Annotated in this window: 15 protein-coding genes; 11 read left to right on the top strand and 4 right to left on the bottom strand. The window is 54.2% G+C overall.

What is annotated here, in order from left to right; translation table 11 throughout:
- Positions 1-195: 195 nt before the first annotated feature.
- Complete coding sequence (locus Q399_RS0112010; protein WP_031568767.1) at positions 196-3,012, bottom strand: TonB-dependent receptor; 2,817 nt, start codon at positions 3,010-3,012, stop codon at positions 196-198.
- Positions 3,013-3,467: 455 nt separating this feature from the next.
- On the opposite strand from Q399_RS0112010, the gene agaR reads away from it, so the two are divergent.
- The 4 genes from agaR to Q399_RS0111990 are packed head-to-tail and all read left to right on the top strand — an operon-like array spanning position 3,468 to position 7,678.
- Positions 3,468-4,244, top strand: a complete 777-nt coding sequence (gene agaR / locus Q399_RS0112005; RefSeq protein WP_031568764.1) for a transcriptional repressor AgaR — start codon at positions 3,468-3,470, stop codon at positions 4,242-4,244.
- A gap of 8 nt (positions 4,245-4,252) precedes the next feature.
- Complete coding sequence (locus Q399_RS0112000) at positions 4,253-5,581, top strand: D-tagatose-bisphosphate aldolase, class II, non-catalytic subunit (protein ID WP_031568762.1); 1,329 nt, start codon at positions 4,253-4,255, stop codon at positions 5,579-5,581.
- Positions 5,526-6,767: an AgaS family sugar isomerase gene (locus tag Q399_RS0111995; RefSeq protein ID WP_084164286.1), complete on the top strand. Its 1,242-nt coding sequence runs from the start codon at positions 5,526-5,528 to the stop codon at positions 6,765-6,767. The genes Q399_RS0112000 and Q399_RS0111995 overlap by 56 nt, the downstream gene beginning before the upstream one ends.
- The gene (locus tag Q399_RS0111990; protein ID WP_031568759.1) at positions 6,767-7,678 is read left to right on the top strand and encodes an ROK family protein; all 912 of its coding nucleotides are present in this window, start codon (positions 6,767-6,769) and stop codon (positions 7,676-7,678) included. The genes Q399_RS0111995 and Q399_RS0111990 overlap by 1 nt, the downstream gene beginning before the upstream one ends.
- On the opposite strand, the gene Q399_RS0111985 is transcribed toward Q399_RS0111990, so the two are convergent.
- On the bottom strand, positions 7,664-8,701 hold the full coding sequence (locus Q399_RS0111985; protein WP_031568758.1) for an alpha/beta fold hydrolase: 1,038 nt from the start codon (positions 8,699-8,701) through the stop codon (positions 7,664-7,666). The genes Q399_RS0111990 and Q399_RS0111985 overlap by 15 nt on opposite strands.
- Positions 8,702-8,789: 88 nt before the next feature.
- The gene (locus Q399_RS0111980; RefSeq protein ID WP_031568756.1) at positions 8,790-9,539 is read right to left on the bottom strand and encodes a hypothetical protein; all 750 of its coding nucleotides are present in this window, start codon (positions 9,537-9,539) and stop codon (positions 8,790-8,792) included.
- A gap of 194 nt (positions 9,540-9,733) precedes the next feature.
- Here Q399_RS0111980 and Q399_RS0111975 point away from each other — a divergent pair, with 194 nt between their 5' ends.
- The 5 genes from Q399_RS0111975 (at position 9,734) to Q399_RS0111955 (ending at position 13,407) form a co-directional block, all read left to right on the top strand.
- Positions 9,734-10,600: a substrate-binding periplasmic protein gene (locus Q399_RS0111975; RefSeq protein ID WP_031568753.1), complete on the top strand. Its 867-nt coding sequence runs from the start codon at positions 9,734-9,736 to the stop codon at positions 10,598-10,600.
- A 70-nt stretch (positions 10,601-10,670) separates the two neighbouring features.
- Positions 10,671-11,048 (top strand): DUF6694 family lipoprotein, encoded by a 378-nt coding sequence (locus Q399_RS0111970; RefSeq protein WP_031568752.1) that lies wholly within the window; start codon positions 10,671-10,673, stop codon positions 11,046-11,048.
- 40 nt (positions 11,049-11,088) lie between these two features.
- Positions 11,089-12,102 (top strand): HDOD domain-containing protein, encoded by a 1,014-nt coding sequence (locus tag Q399_RS0111965; protein WP_031568750.1) that lies wholly within the window; start codon positions 11,089-11,091, stop codon positions 12,100-12,102.
- Positions 12,103-12,110: 8 nt separating this feature from the next.
- Entirely contained in the window at positions 12,111-12,779 is a 669-nt protein-coding gene (locus Q399_RS0111960; protein ID WP_031568749.1) for a Crp/Fnr family transcriptional regulator, read from the top strand.
- A gap of 130 nt (positions 12,780-12,909) precedes the next feature.
- Entirely contained in the window at positions 12,910-13,407 is a 498-nt protein-coding gene (locus Q399_RS0111955) for an Mpo1 family 2-hydroxy fatty acid dioxygenase (protein WP_031568747.1), read from the top strand.
- Positions 13,408-13,464: 57 nt separating this feature from the next.
- On the opposite strand, the gene Q399_RS0111950 is transcribed toward Q399_RS0111955, so the two are convergent.
- Positions 13,465-14,937 (bottom strand): M20 family peptidase, encoded by a 1,473-nt coding sequence (locus tag Q399_RS0111950; protein ID WP_031568746.1) that lies wholly within the window; start codon positions 14,935-14,937, stop codon positions 13,465-13,467.
- Between the two features lie 273 nt (positions 14,938-15,210).
- Here Q399_RS0111950 and Q399_RS0111940 point away from each other — a divergent pair, with 273 nt between their 5' ends.
- Together Q399_RS0111940 and Q399_RS0111935 are read left to right on the top strand one after the other, a co-directional pair.
- Positions 15,211-20,028 (top strand): PAS domain S-box protein, encoded by a 4,818-nt coding sequence (locus tag Q399_RS0111940; RefSeq protein WP_031568744.1) that lies wholly within the window; start codon positions 15,211-15,213, stop codon positions 20,026-20,028.
- Positions 20,028-20,966 (top strand): diguanylate cyclase domain-containing protein, encoded by a 939-nt coding sequence (locus Q399_RS0111935; protein ID WP_031568742.1) that lies wholly within the window; start codon positions 20,028-20,030, stop codon positions 20,964-20,966. Before Q399_RS0111940 ends, Q399_RS0111935 begins: the two co-directional genes overlap by 1 nt.
- Positions 20,967-20,977 lie beyond the last annotated feature (11 nt).

The following is a 20,977-nucleotide window of genomic DNA, read 5'->3' as shown; positions in this document are numbered from 1 at the left end:
CAACAGTAACTTAGCAGCCGACATCAGCATTTTCAGGATTCCTCAGATAAAGCAGTGCCGCCTGGGACGGCGGCATTGGAAGATGCTGCCCGAAAGCCGGGCAGCGTACAACTTGTTTACAACTGGCCAAGCCAGCTGGGTTGTTTACAACTGGCCATGCCAGCGCAGTCGTTTACAGCTCGTTTGGTCCGCAGCTTAGAAGTTACCGCGCACACCAACCGCAATCTGGGTACCAAAGCGTTCCAGATAATTGACCTGATCCGGTTGTTTGACATAACCCCAATAACGTTCATTGGTCAGGTTCGACGCTTCGACAAACACTGTCAGGTGTTCGTTAAAGTCGTAGCTGGCGCTGGCATCCAGCTGGCCATAAGCGGCAGTCCAGCTGTCACCACCCCAGTCACCCGGGTAGCTGAGGAACTTGCTGCGCCAGTTGTAGGCCAGTCGCGCCTGCACGCCATATTTTTCGTAATACACCACGGCGTTGTAGGAGTCTTTTGACATGCCGGTGTAGGACAAGTCTTTTAATGCCGGGTCGTCAAACTTGCTGTCAACATAGGTATAGTTCAGCTGAATACCCAAACCATCAAAAGGTGACGGTAACCATTGTTCCATCGATTGTTGCCAGGCTGCTTCCAGGCCATTAATTTTCGCGCCATATTCACCAACTGCCGGATAGGTGGCCCAATAATCAATAGTACCAAAGGTCACTTTGCCTTTTTTTGTATCAATGAAGGACTTGATGTCTTTGACAAAATAGCCCAACGCCAGCTGCGAACTGTCAGCCAGATACCATTCCAGTGTCACGTCATATTGATTGGCCAGCTCTGGAGGCAGATCCGGAAAACGGATATCCAGCTCCGGCAAGCCATTGACCTTGCTGGTGTAATTGGGCGATACCCAAGGTTTTAACTGATCGAGGCTTGGCCTTGCCATCACTTCTGCAGCCGAGACCCTCAGTTGTAAATCATCCTGCAAACTCAGTTTAAAGTTCATGCTTGGCAATAACTTACTGTAGCTGCCGTCATAGCTGACGCGGACAATCTTGCGCCAGTCACTGTTCGATGGTAACCCTGCGCTATCAAGGGTAATTTTGCTGAAATCATAGGAATAACCTTCACTGGTGACTTCAGTTTTGCTTTGACGTAGACCGAGGTTTAACGAATACGGCAGACCAAATACCGTATCTTCAATATTGGCCTGAATAAAAGCAGCGGTCACAGCTTCGCTGACTTCAAATGCACCGGCCTGATTTAAGCTCGCGACAATGCTTTTGTCCGCCGCTTCGGCATTAATGGAACGGTAAAACGCCAGCAGTTTGTCATAGTCAAAGCTTGGCCATGGATTGGGCTGGATACTGTTTTCGCCGTCGAGGAAATTGTCGAAATTCGGTGCAACGAACACGTCTTTGGGGATGCGGAACAGTTCAAATTCACCTTGTTTAAACACCGAACTGGCATCAAAGGTGTATTTATCCCGCGCCAGATAAAAACCGCCGCGACTGAACTGGCTGGGGTTTTTCGACGAATATTCACTGCGGCCTTTGCTTTGTTTGCCGTAGGTCAGACCAAAATCGACCTGCGTCAGCACTGAATCGTCAATTTTATACTGGCCAATCAGCTTGGCTTCGTCGACTTTATCAGTGACGCCGGTGCCGCTGTTGTAGCTGTAGTGCGCGCCGTAGGTTTGGTCGGCATTCAGCGCCGGAGCTATGGTCACGTCCGGCAGTTTATTGTCTTTGCTGTAGTCGATTTTGATTGAGTCGACAAAACCGCGCGCCACAATAAAGCGGTTATCACCGTTGTTTTGATCTTTGGCTTCTGAACTGGATGCATCGGCTGTCAGGCTGAACGACTCACTGATTTGGAATTTGGCATTGGCACCAACTTGCCAGGTGTCAGTTTTGCGCGGTGTCGTTAAGTTTAAAAGCTCCACCATCGGATTGGCGGTTTGTGTTACCGCAGTCACCCGGCCATCCGGGCCAAAACTGGCGTTGTTAAACAGCGGTGTGCCCGGCGTCCAACTCTCGTCATAGTTGACGAAACCAATCTGGTAGCGGTTACCTTTGGTGGTATAACGTGAATAAATAGTATCGAGGCTCAGGTCAATCCAGTCGTTCGGCTGATATTGCAGTGACAGCGTGCCGCCCATCCGTTCCCGCACGTCCTGCGCGTTGGCGTAATACATGTAAGCCGGGATTTTGGATGGAAATAATTCGCTGGCTTCGTCGATTTTGCCATCGTTGTTTTTGTCGATCGGTAAGGTCGCTTCGGTCACGCCTTCCTGCTCGTCATAAAAACCTGAGGCTGAATAAGTGTCATTACGGATGGTGCGTTCTGAATATGCACCGGTGAAAATCACGCCGAGTTTGCCATCTTCGAATAAATCGCCAACTAGAAAAGACGCATGCGGCTGGGTGTCGCCGGTACGGTTTTCATAGACGCCTTTGGCCGAACCTGTCAGGGTAAAACCTTTTAAATCTAGCGGTTTGCGGGTCTGAATGTCGACCACAGCGCCAATGCCGCCTTCCTGCAAGCGCGCTTCCGGCGATTTGTATACAGCGATAGAGTTGACCAGTTCTGAGGCGATAGTATCGTAGTTAAAATCACGGCCGCTGTTTTCGGAAGCAACGCGCCGGCCGTTGACAGTCGTCACGTTGTAGCCATCACCCATACCACGGACTATGACTTTCTGGCCTTCACCGCCGTTACGGGTGATAGTGATGCCAGGCACCCGTTGCAGCGCCTCTGCCAGATTTTCGTCGGGAAATTTGCCGATATCCTCAGCCACGACCACATCGATCACCGACACCGCATTTTGTTTTAAAAATAGCGATTCTTTAATACTGCTGCGAATACCAGTAACCTGAATTTTTTCGACTTGTTCGGTTTTGGCTTTCTTCTGCTTTTGTTTGTCGCTGTCGGCATCTGCTGCGAAAGCTTGCTGCGGTGCCAGTATGGCCAGCATCACCAGCTGCGCCAGCTTGTGATATCGAAATGTACCCTGTGACATAGTCCCTCCACGCTGTGGTTATTTTTTGTTTTGAATATTTCGAAAGCTGATATCGTCAGAACGTCAGTTGGCGTAAACTGCAGTGAAAGCACAGCTTGACGACAGTTAGACGATTACGACAGCGATCAAAACCTTTCGAGATTCTTTATAAATCTGAGCCGAAAGTGATCGCAATGTTTATTTTGTTTTCGATTAGAAGATTTGGCGCTAAAATTGGCTTCGAATAGATCTGAAAGTTATGCTGAGGTGTTGATTAAAATGCCTCTTGATTGGCTAAAGTATTGATGTGTATATGATATTAGTGTTTATTTTATTTCACTTTAATAAAGTAGACTTTTGAATATCAGCAGTCATTAATGGAAATGCAGCAAAAGAAATAAAACGAAAGATATTGAAAGTTTTATTTTAGCTGGTAAGGTACAACGCAACAGCCCGGTAACGGGCAGGGAGACAAGGTGGAAACCTTAAATACCATTGAACGGCAGCAGGAAATAGTCCGGTTGACCAATGCCCGGGGCAAAGTGTCGGTGGCGGAATTGTCGCAGCGCTTTGGCGTATCTGAAGTGACGATCCGCAGTGATTTGGCTGTGCTTGATAGCAAACGACTGCTGGTGCGCTCGCGTGGTGGCGCCATGGTTAACGATGATCTAAGTCGCGAGTTGTCGTTAAAAGAAAAACGGCAGAAGCATTCGGAACTCAAGCAGCGGCTGGGTCGCGCAGTGGCTGCGCTGATTAAAGATGATGAACGCATCATCCTCGATTCCGGCACCACCACTGAAGAAGTGGCAGCGAATTTACGTGAACATAAAAACCTGATTGTGATGACCAACGGTCTGAACATCGCGCTGGAATTGTCGCAGGTCGACAAAGTCGAAGTGATGATGACCGGCGGCACGCTCAGGAAAAAATCGATGTCGTTTTATGGTGCTCAGGCCGAGCAGGCGCTGAAAAACTATCAGTTCGACAAAGTTGTGTTAGGGGTGGATGGCTTTGATTTAAAAACCGGCCTGTCGACCCACTTTGAAGCCGAGGCGACGTTGAACCGGCTGATGTGTGAAGTGGCGCGCGAAGTGATAGTGGTCACTGATTCATCCAAGTTTGACCGTCGTGGTTTTCATCTGATTTGTAATGTGATGCAAGTGCATACGCTGGTGACAGATGCCGGAATTCCGCCGGCTTATGTTGAAGAGCTGACCCGGATGGGGGTGCAAGTGCATGTGATCAGTCCATAAGGAGGGGTATGAACGCTTTGCTTGAACTGCTTTGCGCCAACAAAAAGGGCCAAAGCAAGGGAATCTACGCAGTCTGCTCGGCGCACCCGATGGTGCTGAGGGCAGCCATCCAACAGGCCAAAGCGGATCAATCGCTGCTTTTGATTGAAGCTACTGCCAATCAGGTCAATCAGGACGGTGGTTACACCGGCATGCAACCGGCTGATTTTATTGCCTTCGTCAAAGAGCTGGCGGCGGAGCAGGGCCTGTGCATGAACCAACTGTGTTTTGGTGGTGATCACTTAGGCCCGGTGTGCTGGACGGCAGAGCCTGCGGCAGTGGCGATGGCCAAAGCTGAAACCTTAATCGTGGCTTTCGTCCGCGCCGGTTTTCATAAAATCCATTTGGACACCAGCATGCCTTGTGCTGATGACCCAAAACCACTGCCGGATGCGGTGATCGCAGCGCGTGCGGCGCGGTTGTGCCAGGTTGCCGAGCAAACGCTGGCTGAACAAATCGCAGCGGGCCAGCAGTCCCTGGTTCAGCTTTGTTACGTGATTGGCACTGAAGTGCCGGCGCCCGGCGGCGTCAGCAGCCTTGAGCAACATCTTGAGCCTACTCCGGTTGCTAATGTCGCGGCCACTATCGCGGTGCATCAGCAGGCCTTTGCCAGTTTGGGTTTAGGCGATGATGTCTGGCAAAAAGTCATTGCCGTAGTGGTACAGCCTGGCGTTGAGTTTGATAATACCCAGGTGCATGCATTTGATGCGGTGGCGAGCGTACAACTTGCTGATTTTATTAGTAAAGACCCAGCGCTAGTCTTTGAGGCCCATTCCACAGATTACCAGCCACAAAGCCGCTATCAGCAGCTGGTGCAACAGCATTTTGCCATTCTTAAAGTCGGGCCTCAGCTGACTTTTGCGCTGCGCGAAGCGTTGTTTGCGCTCTGTTACATCGAACAACAACTGGTGCCGGTGGAGCAGCAGTCGCACCTTATCGCCGTGTGCGAGCGGGTGATGCAGTTGCAGCCTGGCTATTGGCAGAAATTTTATCCCGGCAATATGTTGGAGCAGCAGTTGCTGCGCCAATACAGTTACAGCGACCGCATTCGTTACTACTGGCAACAGCCGGCCTTACAGCAGGCGGTGAGCCGGCTTGTCGGCAACCTGAGCCAAAACCAAATTCCGCTGCCGTTATTAAGCCAGTTTATGCCACAGCAGTATCAGGCCGTGCTGAATGGTCTGCTGGTAGCTGAGCCTGTGGCGTTGGTGGAACATCATATCCGCCTGGTGCTACAAATGTATGCCAGTGCCTGCGGTCTGGCGGCTGTACCGTCTTTACCTGCGCAAGCAGCCTGAAACCGGGTCCGGGAGTTTTATTGTGGTCGCTTACTCTTTATCAAATTCAACAACACTGGGCCTGACTGCAGCTTGCTTATCTGAAGCCGCCGCAGAATGGACGGCGCGCGAAATTGCTCAGCAGCCAAGCATCTGGCAGCAAATTGTCAGCCAAATCAATGCTGACACTGAACTCAGCCAGTGGTTCAGGGTACAACTGGCTGAACCCGGCCTGCGCATTATTCTGACCGGCGCCGGCACTTCGGCTTACATTGGCCAGGCGTTATTGCCGGCGCTCTCGGTAGGACTACCACACCCGACGCAGCGACTGGAGGCTATCAGTACTACAGATTTGGTCAGTAATCCGGCGCAATATCTGCAGGCGCAATATCCGACATTGCTGATCAGTTACGGCCGCTCCGGCAACAGCCCGGAAAGCCTGAAAACCACCGAGCTGGCTGATCAGTTAGTACCGGATTGCCGGCATCTGATCATCACCTGCAATGCCGCCGGGCGACTGGCGCAATATGGCCAGAACCATCGCCAGAGTAAGGTGCTGCAATTGCCGGACGCTTGCCACGACCGCAGTTTTGCCATGACCAGCAGTTTTACCGGTATGTATCTGGCGACTTTATGGCTGTTTCAGCCAGAGCAGTCACAGCTCAGCAAGACTATTGACGTGACAAAACAGCTACTGTCGCAAAGTGCGGCGGTCCGCGCCGAGGCCGAATTACCAGCTGAGCGTGTGGTTTTTGTCGGCAGTGGCGGCCTGGCCGGCATCGCCCGCGAAGCGGCACTGAAATATCTGGAACTGACCGCAGGCCAAATCAGCAGTTTTTATGAAAGCAGCCTTGGTTTTCGCCATGGCCCGAAGTCGGTAGTGAATGCGCAGACTCAAGTGTTTATTTTGCGTTCGAACGACCCCTATACCGCAAAGTACGATGTTGATTTATATGAAGAAGTGCACCGTGACCGCCGGGCTGCCTATACCCGGCTGGTAAAGTTCGACAGCTGTTGTGGTGCTGATTCGCTGGCAGATGCCTGGTTGGCTTTGCCACTGATTGTGTATTGCCAGACGCTGGCATTTTTTAAAGCGCTGCAGCTTCAGATCTCACCAGATAATCCGTGTCCGACCGGCGAAGTCAACCGGGTGGTGCAGGGCGTAACTTTATATCCGTTCGCCCCGACACTTACGGAGAGAGCCTGATGATTTATGGTCTGGATATTGGCGGCACCAAAATTGAAATGGCGGTATTTCGGCCCGATTTTAGCCTGGTCGAGCGCTGGCGCGTACCGACGCCAACTGATGATTATGCCGTGTTTTTGCAAACTGTCAGTGCGCAGGTGGCGCTGGCGGACCAGAAATTTGGCCACAAAGCAGCGGTGGGTATTGCTTTGCCTGGCGTGGTGGCGCCACAGGGGCTGGTGACCTCATCCAATGTGGCTTGCCTGAATCAGCAGTTGGTCGGCACTGATTTAACCGCACGTTTGCAGCGTCCGGTGGCGATTGGTAATGACTGCAGGCTGTTTGTGTTGTCAGAAGCTTTGCTTGGCGCTGGCCGCGGTTATCGCCGGGTATTTGGCGTGATCCTGGGCACCGGTGCCGGCGGTGGTCTTTGTGTTGATGGTGAACTCTATCAGGGCCGGCATCAGCTGGCCGGCGAGCTGGGCCATCAGTCGATTGCGGCCCGGGTGCTGGCCAAATATCAGTTGCCGCTGTATCGCTGTGGTTGTGGCCTGGATGGTTGTGCGGAGACTTATATTTCCGGTACTGGATTGGCCCGGCTTTACACGCATTTCAGTCAGCGACAAGTGACCACTTACGACTGGTTGCAGGCGCTGCGTGCCGGTGATGCAGTGGCGCAACATTGTTTTGCCTGTTATCTGGACGCCTTGGGGGCGGCCTTAGCGGCGCAGGTGCTGGCTTATGATCCGGACGTGCTGGTGCTTGGCGGCGGTTTGTCTGACATTGATGAAATCTTCGCGGCGTTACCGGCCGCAATCAGCCGCCATCTGTTTGCCGGTGTCGAAGTGCCACCGCTGCGCCGCGCTGAGTTTGGCGCCGCCAGTGGCGAGCGCGGTGCGGCGATTCTGGGCGCACGTTTAGCGGCGGGCTGAGTTGCCAGATGCTGCACCGGCGGGTGCAGCGATTAGTTCGTCAATTAGCTGTGTCAGCTCAGCGCTATGGCTGAACATCAGCAAATGGTTCTGTGCCGGCAAGGCGACAAAACGGCCGCCACTGTTTTTCGCCAAAGTAGCAGCGAATTCGAGCCCATCCTGCCGCCAGCGTGCAAGGCGGGCTTTGTCTTCTTTGGCTTCTGCGATCAAAGGCGCTTCAAAATCACCGTCCACCACTGACACTGGTACCGCACTCTGTTGCCAGGGGGTTTGGCTATAAGCGGCTAAATCGGCCTGATACTGGGCAATTTCTATCGCTCTGGCCTGTTGACGGTTCACTGGCAAACGGCTCGCCTGCAGTTGCTGCAGGTAATCCCAGTCAGTCAATTGCTGCTGTGCCGTCGGCACTAACTGGCGGATTTGCGTCAGTTCTGCACTGATTTTTTTGGCAGTTCTGTCATTCCACACGCCTTTGGCCAGTTCCGGCAGGAGTTCAAGCAGATGCGCCCGATACCAGTCGGCCGGTGCACCATTATAAAGCTCGAGTGCGGCTGGCGTGGGAACGTCCGGGTCCAGCAGCAACAAACCGTGCAGACGGGGCGCTATAGCCGGATCATCGGCCAGCAGACGGGCTGTGATACTGCCACTGGCGAAGCTGACCAGCAGAAATTTTTTCGCCTGTAACTGCGGTAACACCTGCGCTAAATCTTTGGCGAACCTGCGATAAGACGGTGTGGCGGTGTCTGAACTGAAGCCACTGCTTTGCCGGTCTACTGCATAAGTGCGGTGATGCTTTGCTAACACCGGCTGCAATAAGGCAAAAAAACCGCTATCGGCAAAAAAGTATTCATTAGGGCCGGCGATCAGCACTATTGCCGTATCAACCTGCTGTGTTTTTTGGCTGTCAGGCTGCATCAGCCTGACATGCAACGCACCATCGGGCAGCGGGTATAAGGTCGAGCCCTTGGGCAATGCCTGCAGTGCTGCACTGAACAGCAAGGCAAAAAACAGCAGTGATTTCATGGTGATGTCCTGGTTACTCTTTACTACAGCATGCCGGTTATCAGACGCGGAAGTGTCGTAAAAGGGATAAGCAGGGGCAGAATTCATCTCAGCGGTGCTGACCTACTTTGGACATCACCTGCTCAAAGTGGGCATCAATCCGGTCCTGTTCACTGCGCCCGCCGGCACCACAGCCGACCACTTTCATACTGTGAATATCTTTTCGAAGGTCTGCGCCCGGTGTCGCCAGTACACAACCTTTGCCAACCCGTACCAGCTGCGATCCATCGGGCAAGGTTTCCAGCACGTCTGCGGCCGGGCCTGTGCCGGGTTTGACGGCTGGCCGGCGGATGGTTGTTTCAGGTTTGGCTGTAGTTTCAGTTTTGGGCGTGGTCAAGGCTACGAGTTCTTCTGCTGACAGTTCACGTTGCGCCGTTCGCGACGCAACTGAATCCAGCAAAGTTGAGAATTCGACGGGTGCCGTAGCTGACTCCGGCGGTGGTGCTTTTTGGCGAGGCGCTGCTACTACCGCTGCCGCTGGTCTGTTGTCGGGTTTGCGTTGACGGGCCGTTTTTGTGGTTTTGACCGCCACCGCGACAGTGGGTTTAGGTTGCCTTGGCGCTAATGGCTGCAGCTTTTCTGGTTTCATCGTTTCAGCGGTCACCGCCCCGGCTTTAACAGGCTCAGTCGGGGCGGTCGGTTTCGGCTTGCTGATAGCAAACACAGTGATTGGGACGGCTCTTGGCTGCGTTACTGCAGCTTTCGGTTGTTGCAGCAATACCAATGCAGCGATGGCCAGATGGACCAGCAACGACAGCAACAACCAGCGATAAAACGAGAAAACCTTGTGCTCTGACAATACCTTGCCTGCCAATCATCGAATCAGTCAGCTGCTATGACCCGGATGAAACGCCGAGGTTCCGGGCGGCGAACAGCCAATTTCCAGTTGTTTGTCTCCGAAACCGGAGCAACACTACTGGTACAGCCGTTAGGGCTGTTGTAAGGTAATGGGAGCCACAGAATGCGAACACACATAACCAGGGAGCCGGTGAATTGCGTGCAGTTTTGTTGATAGCTGTGTTGCTGCCTTTTATTGTCAGCGCCGATGCCGAGCCCGCTATGCGGGTGATTTATGGCAGTCCGGAGCGCCAACCCGTCTCGGTTGAACAGAGTTATCCGTTGCGGCTACTCACAGAGGCGTTGCAGGCGTCCGGTGAAACTTATTTGTTGCAACCCTCAGGGCAGGACATGGTGCAAAGCCGGGTGCTGAAAGAAATCGCTGCCGGTCAGGTCGATGTGTACTGGAGTATGACTTCAGCAGCACGCGAACAACAATTGCTACCGGTGCGGATCCCACTGGATCGAGGCCTGAACGGCTGGCGATTATTGCTGATCCGTCAGGGCGAACAGGCAAAATTTCAGCAGCTTCAGAGATTATCTCAGTTAAAAAAACTCACGTTTATTCAGGGGCATGACTGGCCGGATACAGAAATTTTGCAGCATAACGGCTTATCAGTGTTGACTAGTACTCATCCGCCGCAGCTGTTTGACATGCTGCAAAAAGGACGGGGAGACGCATTTCCCAGAGCCGTATTTGAAGCTTATGACGATGTACTGCTTCAGCCAGGGCAGTTCATGGTAGAACCTCAGCTGGTGCTGGTATATCCGTCTGCGGTGTATTTTTTTGTCAATCGCAATAATCAACGGCTGGCCAATGCTATCGAACGTGGTTTACACCGGCTGATCGCCAGCGGCAGGTTTGAAAGGTTATTTCAGCAACGATATGGCGTGGCGATTGCCCGGGCTGGTCTGGCGAAGCGCCGGCAGATCCGAATGGAAAATCCATTGGCGCCAGTTAATTTCCCTTTACCAGACAGTTCGTTATGGTTTCAGCCTGTCGCAGCAGCACCGGCAGATTAATCTGGTCAGTTCCGATATTTTTTGTTAAAACTATACATGCTGTTAACACTTACCGACAGGAGTCGACACCATGCTTACCGAATTGTTTCACAACCGGGTTATTTGTGCGTCCAGCCGCAGTGGCAAAAGCCTCATTTGCGCATTACTGTTACTGGCGGTACAAGGCTGCGCGGCACCGCAGTCATACCGCACATTGACTATCGATGGCAGTAACTCAGAAACTACGCAGCAAAGTGTGCAGCGGGTGGTACGCAGTATGCCGGAATCACAACAAGCTGAATTTTTGCTGGCCTTAGTGAAAATTCAGGTGCACGCCGGACAAATGCAGGCGGCCGCATTGCTGCAGAGTGACACCGCAATACAGCATGTGAATTATCAGTTTTTGGGACAACAAACACATGGTTTGACCGCACAGCAAGTCATTGCAAAAGCTGCAGCATTACCATAACTGCGGCATTGCCGCGGTTTAACTCTTACTGGTGGAGGTCATGATGGCCGGGCATTTACTCTGGATCTCAGACCCTGCAACTGCTATTCAGGCAGTATTACCGCAAGGCTGGCAACTGAGCGGAACAGATCCCGCCGGCGCACTGCAATTAACAGATTCGCCCGCACTGGTCATCACGGATTTGACGCAATCGCCACTGGTTGACGACATAGCACGACATTTTGCTCATAGTATCCGGGTATTGGCGGTGCCGGATTGTCAGGACGAGCAGCTGCTGCCTTATCTGCAGCATTATCATTTATTTTGTTTACAGCCTGTGCCGGCAGAGAGCCTGCCCGGGCTTATCGATGTCGCAACTGCTTTAGACGCGCTGGGACTGAGCGAACGCTGTCGCAATCAGTTACTAGCCTGCTCCCATCTGCCTCTGATCCCGCCCTTAGTGAGCCAGTTGCAACAACTGTTGCTGGACCCCGATGTGCGTATTGACAAACTGGCAGAACTAATTGAGCAGGATGCTGTGCTGAGTGCGCGCCTGCTGCAACTGGCCAATTCGGCCTATATGGGTTTTAACCAGGAAACCTATTCGATTCAGATGGCGATCAGCCGGCTGGGGCTCAGTTTGTTATATGGCGTGGTGCTGGCGCTGAGCGTGTCACAGGACCGCGACTCGGGCGATGGCTTAGCCGGAGTCCGTTTAGCCGGACATTGCCGGCAGGTTGGCCAGTGGTTGGGGCTGGATCAGGCCGCAATGGAACAGATGATGCTGGCTGCGCTGTTTTATCAGCTGGGTCAGGCGTTGCTGCAAAGCGCCGACGGCGAAGTCAGTGCGCTTACAGCGGCGCAGGCCGGCGCTTTTATGCTGACGTTGTGGGGTTTTGCCGCTCCGGTGGCGAAGCTGTTGCTGGCGCAGCAATCGTTGCAACAAGCCGCTAAGCAACCAGCGGCGCTTGGACTTTATCTGGCGCGTTCGCGACAGCCGCTGCGGGTACCGGAGCCAGCGCTGGAAAAAGTGTTGCAAAAACTGGGACTGCTCCAGCACTGGCCGGCGACATGAGCACTGCTATGGCATTGACCAGGCAGGAGCTGGCGGTGCTTGATGCCGATCCCTGGTTTGCTGCGCTGAGCAGCCAACAACAGCAACAACTGCTGAGCTTTGGGCGTAAACGTCTGCTGCAAGGCGGGCAACCGCTGTTTAGCCGCGGCGACGCTTTTTGTGGCATCTACGTGCTGCTAGACGGCCAGTTGCTGATCTCGGGTTTGCATCAGTCGGGGCGACAGGCACTGCTGACGCTGCTGACGCCGGGCCAATGGCTGGGTGAGATAGCCTTGTTTGACCATAAGCCGCGTACTCATGATGCCGCTGCGCTGCAAGATACCGTGCTGTGGCAGATACCTAAGACGGCGCTGCAGCAACTGGTCAATACAGATCCGCTGTGGTGGCAGGCTTTTGGTCAGCTGCTGACCAGTAAACTGCGTCAGGTGTTTATCGAATTAGAAGACCGGGCAGTGCTGAGTGCAGAGCAGCGGCTGGTCCGCCGGCTTTGCCAGCTTAGTCTGCAACAGGCTGCAGTACCGCTGCAACAAGAGCAACTGGGCCAGCTATTGTCGTTATCCCGCCAGACCACCAATCAGCTACTACGCCAGCTTGTTGCGCAAGGCCTGATCCAGACGCAATACGGTGGAATTACAGTATTGAACCGGCCGGCTTTATTAAAGCTGGCGCAGGGGTAGCGCCGGTTCAAGTTGCTCTGCTGTTCGCTGATTCAACAAGATGGCACTCTTAAATGTCAGGTATCTGACAGAGTTTAACTGCAACCAGATTTAGATTGAATCGCAAAGCCTCTGACAATAAGGAAAAACAATGCGGACTTTACGTGAACAATTAAGCCAATATGCACTGTATCACCGCGATCAGCGGAATATTCTGACCCATTTTGCCGGCATTCCGCTGATTGTGATCAGCGTGTTTGGCATGTTGTCGTTCCCGCTGTTTGGTAGCCCCATCAGTGCAGCGTTGGTGCTGCTGGTGCTGAGCTGCCTGTATTATTTGCTGCTTGATGTGAAATTCGGTGTGCTGATGCTGTTATTCAGCGGCGGCTGTTTTGCCTTGTCGCAACAGCTGGTGCAGCTGTTTGCTGAACAGTGGTTGTGGGGCTCGGTCGGGGTGTTCGTCGTTGGCTGGGTGCTGCAGTTTATTGGTCATTATTTTGAGGGCAAAAAGCCGGCTTTTGTCGACGACCTGATGGGGCTCCTAATCGGGCCTTTGTTTATCGTCGCCGAGTGGGTGTTTATCGCCGGCTTTGCCAGCGAACTAAAACAACAAATTGAAGCAGACGCCGGCCCGGTGCGTCAGGGCTAAAACGCACTTGCAGTGCGTTTTAGCGGGCGCAAAAAAGCCAGCGTGAACTCCGGGTTGTCAAAGCGCACTGAGCAGGCTGTAGTAAAACTGTACGGCTTTGACCAGATTGTCCTGGCTGATCCGCTCATTATTACCATGAAAGCCACCGAGTTCGGCCGAAGTCAGCACCATTGGATTAAACCGGTAACTGGCACCGGCCACTTCTTCATAAAAGCGGCTGTCGGTGCCGCCGATGGTCAGTCCGGAAACGACCACCAGCGGAGCATGTTGCGCGCCAGGCACCGCGTAGGTACTTTGTGCCGCGTTGCTGATACGCCGGAAACCATCGGCGTCTTTTGATGCGACTTTAGAAGCAGCCATACCCTGCAACACGTTGAGTTCAACCCTTGGGTCATTGATCACGGTTGTGGCATGCGCCAGGATCGCATCGACACTGTCGCGCGGATGCAGGCGAAAGTTCACGATAGCCGTCGCCTGTTGCGGCAATACATTGGCTTTGATACTGCCGGTGAGCATAGTCGGCGCCGTGGTGGTCCTGAGCATGGCATTGGCGGTCGGCATTTTGCTCAGTTCATGTTCCAGCAAAGCGCCGAACAACCAGCGGTTAGCCAATAACATCCGTTGCAGCAGGGCCATATGCGGGCCAAGCTGGTCATAAAAATCGGCAGTCAGGCCGTCGATGCCGCCGGGTACCTGCTGGTCGGTCAGGCGGGTCAAAGCACGGGCCAGAATACTGACGGCTGTTTCGGCCGGCGGCATCGAGCTGTGGCCACCCGGGCTTTGCACTGTCAGCTGCAGATTCAGAAAACCTTTTTCTGCGACATTGATACTGGCGATATCAGCCGTCACGCCCGGCACCATCTCCCGCAGCACAAAAGAGCCTTCGTCCAGCGACCAGGCCAATTTTACTTCCCGTTGTTGCAGCAGCGCTGTGACTGCCGCGGCGCCTTCTTTGCTGCCGATCTCTTCGTCGTGCGTCAACGCCAGATACACATCATGCGGCGGCTGATAACCTTGCTGCAGTAGCAGGCTGATGGCTTCGAGCATGGCAACTGCCGCGCCTTTATCGTCCATCGCACCACGTCCCCAGACATAACCGTCGGCAATGGCGCCGGAAAACGGGCTGTGTTGCCACAATTTTTCGGTGCCCGGCGTGACTGGTACCACGTCGTAGTGGGCTGATAGCAGCATCGCTGCACGCTGGCTGTCTTTGCCTTTCCAGCGATAGAGTAAAGTCAGCTCATTGACCGGCGTCAGCTCCAGCTGCTGCAGCTGCGGATAGGTCTGACCGACCCACTGCGTGAATTCAACAAACCGGCTTTTATTGCGTCTGGCGCTGTTGTCATAAGAAATGGTCTGGAATTGGATCGCGGCTGAAAGATGCTGGCTGACCTTCTCGACATCGACTGTCAAAGCGACGGGTTCAACCGCTGCAACTGGCTGCGGGCTAAAGCTGAGAGTCCGGACGACAATGATGCTAATGAGCAACAGTAACACGCCGGCGCTGTATTTAATGATGGTTTTAGCCACTAATGGTCCTCACTGTAACTGAGTTATTGTTATTTTTCTGCTTTTCGCCGCCAATGCCTGGTAATTGCCGGCAATTGTTGCCTGATTGACTCTAAAGTTTTGCCACAGATCTGACCAGAAGTTTTTGTTAAATTACCGCCGGTTGTTGCGAAAAAGTGGACGTCGGGCCGCGCTGTGCTAATTTCAAAAGTCAGGAGCTGCATGAGCAGCGGTCAGTGATCAAGCCACAGTGCTGTTCACTTCTTTTACTGATCGCGTCAGGGATTATTGAGCATGACACAGCAACCTCATTGGACTGATCAGCAGAATGCAACCCCAACCCGGTGGCCGCTATGGCTGGCTGTGGTGATTTTATTGTCAGGGATTGCCGCGGTACTGCTGTATGCCCGGTCGCTGGAGCAGCGCAACCATCAGCGCACACTGCAGGCTTTAACCGATGTGGCCGGGCAGATAGTGCGGCAAAGCAAAGATCGTCTGCAGCGTTATCAATACGGCCTGCGCGGTGTGCGTGGCCATGTGCTGACTGCGGGAAGCGCACTGAACGCAGCGACTTTCCATGCTTACAACCAAAGCCGGGATATTGCGCTGGAGTTTCCCGGTGCCCATGGTTTTGGTTACATCCATCGGGTCGCTCCGGCACAGTTGTCGCAGTTTTTACAGCAGGCGCAGCAGACTGGTCCGGCCGATTTTAAGCTGACCGTGCTGGCGCCTCATCCGCATGAGCATTTCATCATTCAATATATCGAACCGCTGGCGCGTAATCAGGCGGCCATCGGTCTGGATATCAGCTCGGAACCCAATCGCTATGCGGCAGCGGTCGCCGCGATGCAAAGTGGTGAAGCCAGACTGACCGGGCCGATCACGCTGGTGCAAGCTGGCGGTAAACCCTTGCAGGCGTTTCTGATGTTATTGCCGGTCTATCAGGGCTGGGTCACGCCGGCGACTGTGGCGCAGCGGCAACAGCTGTTACAGGGCTGGAGCTATGCGCCGCTGATCGCCGGTGAAGTGTTGCATGATTTATTACCGCAAGCCGGTGGCATCGGTTTGGAAATGCGCGATGTCACCGGCGAACCCAGCGTGTTTTATCAGTCTGGTTTGGCCCCTTTGCCGTCCGGGTTACAGGGCGATGTTGTGCTGGACAGTGAAGTGTTCGGCCGGCACTGGCAATGGCATTTTCATGCAGATCAGCAGTTCAGTCAGCAGCTCGGCCTGCCATCCGTGCAGCAGCAGTCGGCATTGGGGCTGCTGCTGACGTTGTTATTGGCGCTGACCGCCAGTATGAGCATGCGGATTTATCTGTCGCGTCAGCAGTTTCATGAGCATAAAAGCCGACTGGCGGCCATAGTGCGCAGCTCCTCTGATGCCATTATCAGCCAGGATTTGCAGGGGGCGGTCACCAGCTGGAACCAGGGTGCAGAGCTGATGTTTGGTTACAGTACGTGCGAGGCGATTGACCGGCCGCTGACTGACCTGATCATTCCGCCTGAGCTGAAATCGCAGGAAGAACAAATCCTGCAGCAAATCCGTCGTGGTGACAGCGTGAAGCAATTTGTCACGCAGCGCCGGCATCAATCCGGTACTTTGCTGGATGTGCTGGTGAATGTCTCGCCGGTTTATGATGAAAAAGGCCGCATTATCGCGGCAGCAAAAACGCTGCGGGATATCGGCGAGCTGGTCGCCAGCCGGCGTCAGCTCGATCAGGCGCTGCGCCAGCATCAAACCTTACTGGCGACTATTAATGCGCAGTTTCTATATGTCGAAACCGACCCGTCGGGCCGGATCCTTGATGTCAATCCGGTGTTTTGTCAAAGCCTCGGCTACAGCCGGGTCGAGTTGGTTGGGCAGACGCATCAGCACGTCAACTCCGGCGTACACCCGGTGCTGTTCTGGCAGCAGCTCTGGGGGCAGATTAGCCAGCAAAAGGCCTGGCGCGGTGAGATTTGTAACAGGCATCAAAATGGCAGTTTGCGCTGGTACGACACTGTGATTATGCCGCTGCTCAATGCCACCGGACTGACCGAACGTTACATTGCATTGTCCAGCGACATCACTGACCGTAAACAGGCCGAATCACATCGTGCCGAACTGCATCAACTGATTGATACCGTGCTGCGGGCCGCTTCGGAAGTCGCCATTATCAGTCTCGACAAACACGGCGTGGTGCAACTGTTTAACCGCGGCGCCGAGCTGATGCTGGGCTATCAGGCGACGGAGATGGCCGGGCAGGCTCAGCTGACGGCGTTACTCAATAGCAGCGAGCTTATCAGCCGTAGCCGGGAAATGGGTTTATCTGGTGAAACTCAGACCGATTTACTGGCGCATCTGGCACAAACCGGAGCACCGGAAACCTGGCGTAGTCAGCTGACGTGTCAGGACGGCAGTAGTTTACCGGCGCTACTGACCTTAACCGCAATCCGCGATACCAGCTGCGAACTGCTGGGTTATCTGCTGATTGCGCTGGATTTCAGCGAACAGCTGCAATCCGAGCTGGATTTAACTATGTTGCGCGACCAGCTCAGTATTGCTGCTGAAGTTGCGCACATGGGCGTTTGGACCTGGCAGCCGGAAAATAACGAATTATGGTGGAATGGCCGGATGTTTGATATTTACCGGCAAGATCCGGCTCTGGCGCAGTCCGGCCTGCGTTATCAGCACTGGCAGGAGCGGGTGCATCCGGAGGATTTGGCGGTAACCGAAGCTGCGCTGCAGCATGCGCTCGCCGGTACCGGCCAGTATGAGCCGATTTTCCGCATCGTTACGCCGGACCGCGGTGTGCGTTACATTCAGGGCGCGGCCACGGTCGAACGCAAAGCCGACGGCACGCCCTGGCGCATGACCGGGATTAACCTCGATATCACCGCCCAGCGTGAACTGGAGATGCAATTACGGCAGGCCAAAGAACAGGCCGACAGCGCCAATCAGGCCAAGTCGCAATTTCTGGCGAACATGAGCCACGAGATCCGCACGCCGCTGAATGCAGTGCTCGGTATGTTACAGCTGCTGCAACAAACAGCTCTCAGTGATTTGCAGACCGACTATGTCGGCAAAACCCAGATAGCCGCGACTGCGCTGTTAGGGCTGCTGAACAATATTCTCGATTTCTCCAAAATTGACGCTGGCCGGCTGGAGCTGGACCCGGCACCACTGGATCTGGCCAGCTTCTTTCAGGACGTCGCTGTATTGCTTGGTGCGACCCACCAGAACCCACACGTGGAATTACTGTTTGATTTGGCAGCAGATTTACCGGCCAGCATTTTGGCTGACCGGCTGCGTTTGCAGCAGGTACTGGTCAATTTGGCCGGCAATGCACTGAAATTTACCCAGCAAGGTTATGTCCGGCTTTGTGTCAGCCGGCAAACGGCAGCACCGGGTAAAGTGCGACTGTTGTTTCAGGTGGAAGACAGCGGCATTGGCATTTCAGCCGAACAGCAGCAACGCTTGTTTAATGCCTTCAGTCAGGCGGAAACGTCGATCAGCCGCCGCTTTGGCGGCACTGGCCTTGGCCTCGTCATTTGTCAGCGTCTGCTGGCTTTAATGGCGGCGAAACTGCAGTTGGACAGCACACCGGGGCAAGGCAGCTGTTTTAGCTTCAGCGTGGAATTTCCGCTGGTTGCAGAGCAGGCACCGGCATTGTTGCCGCAGTCGCTGAAAGTGTTGGTAGCGGATGACCAGGTGCTGGTGCGCCAGAGTCTGAGCGCCAGTTTGCAACAGTTCGGCTGTGACGTCACCGCCGTATCTGATGGGGAAGCTGCGGTACAGGCTGTACGCCTGGCGGCAGAGGCTGACTGTCCGTTCCAGCTGGTGTTGCTGGACTGGCGGATGCCCGGGCTTGATGGCCTTGCGGCTGCACAGCAAATGCTGCAGCAAAACCAGGGCCGCATTGCGGCGCATACCACGCCAAATCCGATGCCGATGTTGATGATGGTCACCGCTTTTGAAAGCGAGGTGTTGCAGCAACTGGCGCGCCAGCAAGATCAGCCGATCTGTGACGTGCTGATTAAACCCGTCACGCCGCAGCAACTGGCTAGCCGCATTCAGCAAGCCCTGCGACCAGCCACGCCCAGAGTGCAGGCTCCAGTCAGGTTGGCGGATAAACCACTGGCTGGCTTGTCTTTGCTGGTGGTGGAGGATAATGCGCTGAACCGTGAAGTCGCTGAGCAGTTGCTGTTGTCGGCGGGCGCCCGCGTCACGCTGGCGGTCGATGGTTTTATTGCGGTGGCATTGGTGCAGCAGCAATATTTTGATTTGGTGCTGATGGATTTGCAGATGCCTGGGATGGATGGACTGACCGCCACCAGACAAATCCGCCAGCTTTATACGCCGGCACAGTTACCTGTTGTGGCGATGACCGCCAACGCCACCGCCGATGACCAGATCGCCTGTCAGGCAGCCGGCATGAACGCGCATATTGCCAAACCGATTGATTTAAAAACTTTGTGCCCGCAATTGCTGGCGCTGTGTGGCCGCGAAATTCCGGCGCAGCAAGCTGACAGCCAGATCCACTGCCAGGAGTCGGCCAGCGGCGGTCTTTTACAGCCGTTGCCGCAGTTGTTGTCGCGCTTTGGTGGTAACAGCCAGTTGTTATACCAGGCCTGGCAGCGCCTGCCGCAGGAATGGCAGCAGCAAAGTGAGATGTACACAGCAGCTGTTGACAATAACGCCCGCCGTGCCGTGTTACATACCTTGCAGGGTGTCGTTGCGACACTTGGCGCCGCGCAACTGGCGCAGGCATTGCGGGTGGCCGGTAAACAGCTACAGCAGGGGGGGCCGGCGGATATTCAGGCATTAGAACCGCTGCTGGAGCAAAGCCTGCAGCAATTCAGGCTATGCTGGACCGAGTTTGCCGCGCAGCAACCGGCGCTGCCCACACTGAACCCACAGGCGCTATCGGAGTCTGAACCTCCGGGAGAAACTGAACTGTTGCGGCAGTTGGAGCTGGCGTTGCAACAACAACATTTATCGGCGTTGGATTTGACTGCCAGATTACTGGCAGCGGATCCACGTTATCAACAACTTAGCGCGCAGGTCGAGCAACTGGATTTTTGCGCTGCGCTGAATACGCTCAGACAATTGGCAAGGAAGGTAATTTGATGTCGCATGATACCCAGTGGTATGCCACACCCGGTGCGCAACCGCGTTTGTTACTGGTGGACGATCACCAGCTGAATATCCGGGTGATGTATGAGATTTTCCGCCATGAGTTTGATGTGTTTATTGCATTGAATGGCGAACAGGCTCTGGAGAAATGCGCTGAACTGCATCCGGATCTGATCTTGCTCGACGTCGTGATGCCGCGGCTGGACGGCTTTGAAGTCTGCCGCCGGTTAAAAGCCGATCCGGAACTGGCGGCTATTCCGGTGATTTTTATCACTTCCCATTTTGATGAAGCCGATGAGGTACGCGGCTTCGAACTGGGCGCAGTAGATTTTATTCATAAGCCGGTCAATCCGATTATCACCAAAGCCCGGGTTAAAACCCAGCTACAGCTCAAACAACAAGCTGATTTATTAAGAGCTATTTCGCAGATAGATGGCCTGACCGGTATTGCCAACCGCCGGCGCTTTGACCAGCAACTGGAACTGGAATGGCGCAGCTGCTGCAGGGCAAATGAGCCGTTGTCGCTGCTGATGCTGGATATTGATTATTTTAAACAATATAACGATGAGTTTGGGCATCTGGCCGGCGATGAATGTCTGCGCCGGGTCGCCATGGCGATGCAACAGGCGATTGGCCGGCCTTATGACTTGTTGGCGCGCTTTGGCGGTGAGGAATTTGCCGTATTGTTGCCTCGTACTAATAGTCATGGCGCGCAGTTTCTGGCGCAGAATATCCTGCTGAAAATCCAGCACCTGGCCTTGCCGCACCCATATTCGCCCGGCGGCATCGTCACGCTCAGCGCCGGCCTCGCGACTGTGGTGCCGCAGGAACACACCCAGGCCCGCCAACTGCTGCAACGCGCTGATGAAATGCTCTACAAAGCCAAACAACAGGGCCGCAACCGGCTGTTAGTGGACGAGAGCCTGATCTGAAATGTCTTAAT

The organism is Rheinheimera texasensis DSM 17496, from assembly GCF_000711985.1.
GTDB classification, from domain to species: Bacteria; Pseudomonadota; Gammaproteobacteria; order Enterobacterales; family Alteromonadaceae; genus Pararheinheimera; species Pararheinheimera texasensis.
The sequence above is the reverse complement of the archived record's forward strand: the minus strand, read 5'-3'. Positions and strand labels throughout refer to the sequence as shown.